Consider the following 3,790-nt stretch of genomic DNA (forward strand, 5'->3'; position numbering starts at 1 on the left):
GCCTTACGCCTGCCCGGACTTGGGAACCACGCGGGCCGCAGCGCAAGCATCGCGATCACAGCGAGCGACGGGCGCTTACCGGGAAAGACTCAGTGCGCTGCTGCCGCCAGGGCCTTTGTCAGGCGCCCGCGAGGGGCGCTCAACTCAGAAGGAGCCGAGGCGCTGGGCGGCGGTGCGGACTCGCCGCTCAACCGTCTTGGCGATGGCCTGGCATTCAGGACCGCAGGTACTCAGCTGCAGTTGCTCGTAGTCGCAGGCGGTGAAGCGGAATTCGATGAGGCCTGTGCGGGCCTCATCGTCCAGACGGATCCAGTTCTCCAGCGTCTCTGGTGGATAGAAGGCATCCAGATGATCGGCTCGGGAAACAGGCAGCCCGAACTCCGCGTCGGTGAGCGCTTCGATCAGGTTGCGCTTGGGACGGTGGATGCCGGACCGGTGGATGATGTCCACGCACCAGCGCACCGGGCCGCTGCCTTCGTACCCGATGGTGCCCATTCCCTTGTAGCCGGTGATGGCGTCGGCCGCGGTGAGGGTGTGGAACAGTCCGAGGCGGCGCAGCAGTCCGCTGGCGCTCCACGCGCCCGGCACAGCGTGTACGGCAGCAAGTTCCGGTACCGGTTTCACAGCCGCAGCCGGCTGTCTGTACGCCGGTTATGCTGCGGGCGAGATAGTGGGTACCGCACTCTCACCCTGACCAGTGACGATCGCGGGGGCAGGAATTCACCATTTTCCTGCCCCCACATCCAATTAACGGAGGACTGAATGTTGAGCGGAGAATCAAGAAGAAACTCAATGTCAAGTGAAGAATACCGGAAAGCATGGAGAAACCTCGCCCTTGCATTTATTATACTCTATATCTTGATAGGTGTAAGCCTAATGATCACAGGCACCCCTGCAGGGAACTCCTGGCTTCGCCCCCTTGGGCTGGTCGCTCCTGCACTGGGAATGGCAGTCGTGATTCGAAGCAGGCGGCCCAGGACTTAGATGGTGCCCCATGCGGCGCGTTTGACAAACCCTTCTTAAACGGCTCGAAGACAGCAGAGTCCGCTACACCGGGCAGCCTACCTTGCGCCTGGTCAACCTGCCGGAGAAGGCGGGCCAGGCAGCATGATCAACGTACGCTACGTGACATTGCAAACGTTGCCTGCCTCGGAAAGCACCGCGTTTACCGTCCACCGCCGTTCCGCTTACGGATTAGGGCTCCGGCCACCAAAATGACACCCACAGCAATGATAATAATGAGCAGCCAGCTAGGCATACCACTGGAAGCTCCGCGAGCGAATGTCTCGTATGATTCCATGGGGCCTCTTCCTAATGGCTGGGCAGGACGCACACGACGCGTCCTGGAGGTCTTGTAGATCTGGTACCCAGAGTGACATAACCCAACCCGATGCATATTGATCCCATTTCCCTCTGGGTCCCGCGTGTAGGTTGCAACAGATTTGGGGGGCGAGATCTACCGGTGGATTGTTAAACCGGGCGGTAGAGATTGATTGGGTGTCCGCGGCGAGAGCGTTGAGCAGGGCTTTTAGCTCGGTCGGTGGGGCCTTGACCCGGAACCTTGGACACGGGCTATGCGGCTGGGGCCAGGCCAGGGTCTTTGAGAAGTGCCGAGGTGGGCGATTCGCCTGCTGAGTGCTGGATGTGACGGCTTGCCGACTTCTGCCTGCCGGTGGAATGTTCGAGCTGCCCGAGCGGCAGGTGCGTCTTGAGCGCGCTGAGGTAGGCGCCGTTGATGTCGAGCGCCGTGATCTCGTGTACGCCTGTGGGGAGCTCCGGCCGGCTCCACTTCGGGCGGGCCTCCCAGATCTGGTCGGCGCCGCGGGCGGTCTGCTTGCGCAGGATGTCCGAGAGCCACGGGTACGCGACGACGTCGTAACGCCCGCCCTTGCGGGTGTGGTCCAGGAGCGCCATCGCGTCCGGGATCGCCCGCTTGACCAGAGCGGCCGTTGCCGCTTCGACGTCACCGGTGTGTTCGGCGAGCGCGGCCGCGACTGCGGAGCCGATCAGGTCAGGGGTGTCGGTGGCCGCCTGGACGCGACGGCCGACGGGCACGACCTTGACACCGGACGCCGCCCGGGCCGGCTTCCCGGCGGGCGCCGGCTTGCGCGGTGCCGTGCGGGGCATGGGCTTTTCTGCCTGCGCCGGTAGGGGCGCGGCCGGGGCCGGGGCGCACTCGGCGGGGTCCAGGTGCTGGGGGAAGCCTTCGACCTGATGCCGGGCCGGCCGCCCGCACAGCACACACGGCTGCGGGACGACCAGCACGTCGTCGACCCCGTCGTCGTGCGATTCAGTGGTCTGCCCGGATTCCGCCGGCTCGTCGCCCCCGAGCTCGTCAACGGCTGCCGCGGCCGCCGCGGCGGCATCCAGTTTGGTGCGGGCGCCCTGAAGGAAGTACGCGTACTTCTCCCGCACCTCACCGTCCGGGTCCCGCCCCGACTCCCAGCCCCCGACCGTCGACGGGCCCACCCCCAGAGCCTGCGCGAGCTGGGGACGCGGCAGGTGCAGGCCCTCACGCAGCCGACGCCGCTCCTCGGCAGGCGGCAGCGGGGTCCGGTCCGAGGACGCGGACGCGAGCAGGGCGTCGATCGCGTCGAAGTCCGCCATCAGACTCCCCCGTCCACAACTGCGGAGCGGGCGCTGGTGGCCGGACGTCCCGGCAGGCGCCGTCGTGCGGCGGGGAGGGCTTCGGCGGCCTGAGTCGGACCCGCCAGGAGGTCGTACGCGGTGATGCCGTAGTGCGCGGCGACCGCCTCGCAGTCGGCCAGACTCCACCCGGCAGCACCCGACTGACGACGGCTCACCTGAGCCTGGCTCACCCCCAACGCGGTGGCGAGCCCGGTCTGCGACTCGCCTGTTGCGTGCAGGAGGGCGGCGACCGCTGACCGCATCCGCTCTTCAAGGCTCATACTCACACTGCCATCTTACCATGCATGGCTCACAGAATATTCGTATTACGCATCACTGATGCTCCATGGGGGTGCCGAGTGCCTGCGTCCCGGCTTTGTGGACGCGGTGTGATGCGGACCATCCCCACAGGTGCGGGGAGCAGGTCGACGCCCGGTGCTCCGTCGCCGTCGTGTCGGGCACCATTCCCCGCACCCGTGGGGATGGTCCCCACGTGGTGGCCTGTGCCGCTCCGGGGCGGACGGCCCGCTCGGTGCCGGAGTCGGTCCGGCCGATGCAGTTTCGGTCTCCGGCAGGTGTCCCTCCCCTGCTCCGCATGTGCCGCACAGGCCGCCATAATGAGGGCATGGCAGCCAGTTCTCAGTCCTCTGTGTCCGGGTCGGACCTGGCAGAGGATCTTGCGCTCTACCGGGAGAAGTTCCGCCGGCGTCTTCCCGCGAACCTGGAGGACCTGCACGGGCCGGCCGCGGGTGTCGTCGAGCTGCCGGTGCATGTGGCGTGGTCGGGCATGACCGCCTACGACCTGGACAAGCCGCGCCAGCGTATGGGGCTCTACCGCACGGTCCTCCACGAAGGCCTGCGCGAGGACCTGCCCCGCTACCTCAACGGAGAGCTCCTGGTGCAGCTGTGGCCGACCCTGCGCTCGCTGGTGGGCCGCACCGTGCGCACCGTGTGGGAGGACGCGTTTCCTGCGCTCGCCGCCCGGGGCCGGCCGGCCGCGTGAAAGACATGCCGGATTTGCATGCGCGGCTGCTGGCCGATGTGATCGCGCTCGGCTCCCCCTATCCGCTTGGCGACGTGGTGAACTTCCACCGCCTCGACGCGCCCGCATGACTCGCACCGCCCGGCGAGGAGCCGGGTGACCAGCTCCTTGCGTTTGATG

3 protein-coding genes and 1 pseudogene are annotated in these 3,790 nt (G+C 66.9%); 1 reads left to right on the plus strand and 3 read right to left on the minus strand.

Going from position 1 to position 3,790, the window contains the following annotated elements; all coding sequences use genetic code 11:
* Positions 1-144: 144 nt before the first annotated feature.
* From AB0D14_RS44655 to AB0D14_RS44665, 3 genes and pseudogenes are all read right to left on the minus strand, one after another.
* Positions 145-588, minus strand: coding sequence for a hypothetical protein (locus AB0D14_RS44655; protein WP_362791201.1), 444 nt, complete (start codon positions 586-588; stop codon positions 145-147).
* 1,080 nt (positions 589-1,668) lie between these two features.
* Positions 1,669-2,607: pseudogene (locus tag AB0D14_RS44660) on the minus strand (helix-turn-helix domain-containing protein); the annotation flags it as partial.
* Entirely contained in the window at positions 2,607-2,909 is a 303-nt protein-coding gene (locus tag AB0D14_RS44665) for a helix-turn-helix transcriptional regulator (protein WP_362791204.1), read from the minus strand. The pseudogene AB0D14_RS44660 and the gene AB0D14_RS44665, both read right to left, overlap by 1 nt.
* A gap of 344 nt (positions 2,910-3,253) precedes the next feature.
* On the opposite strand from AB0D14_RS44665, the gene AB0D14_RS44670 reads away from it, so the two are divergent.
* Positions 3,254-3,631: a hypothetical protein gene (locus tag AB0D14_RS44670; RefSeq protein ID WP_362791203.1), complete on the plus strand. Its 378-nt coding sequence runs from the start codon at positions 3,254-3,256 to the stop codon at positions 3,629-3,631.
* The last annotated feature ends 159 nt before the right edge of the window (positions 3,632-3,790 follow it).

The sequence above is a fragment of the Streptomyces sp. NPDC048484 genome (genome assembly GCF_040651415.1).
Taxonomy (GTDB): domain Bacteria; phylum Actinomycetota; class Actinomycetes; order Streptomycetales; family Streptomycetaceae; genus Streptomyces.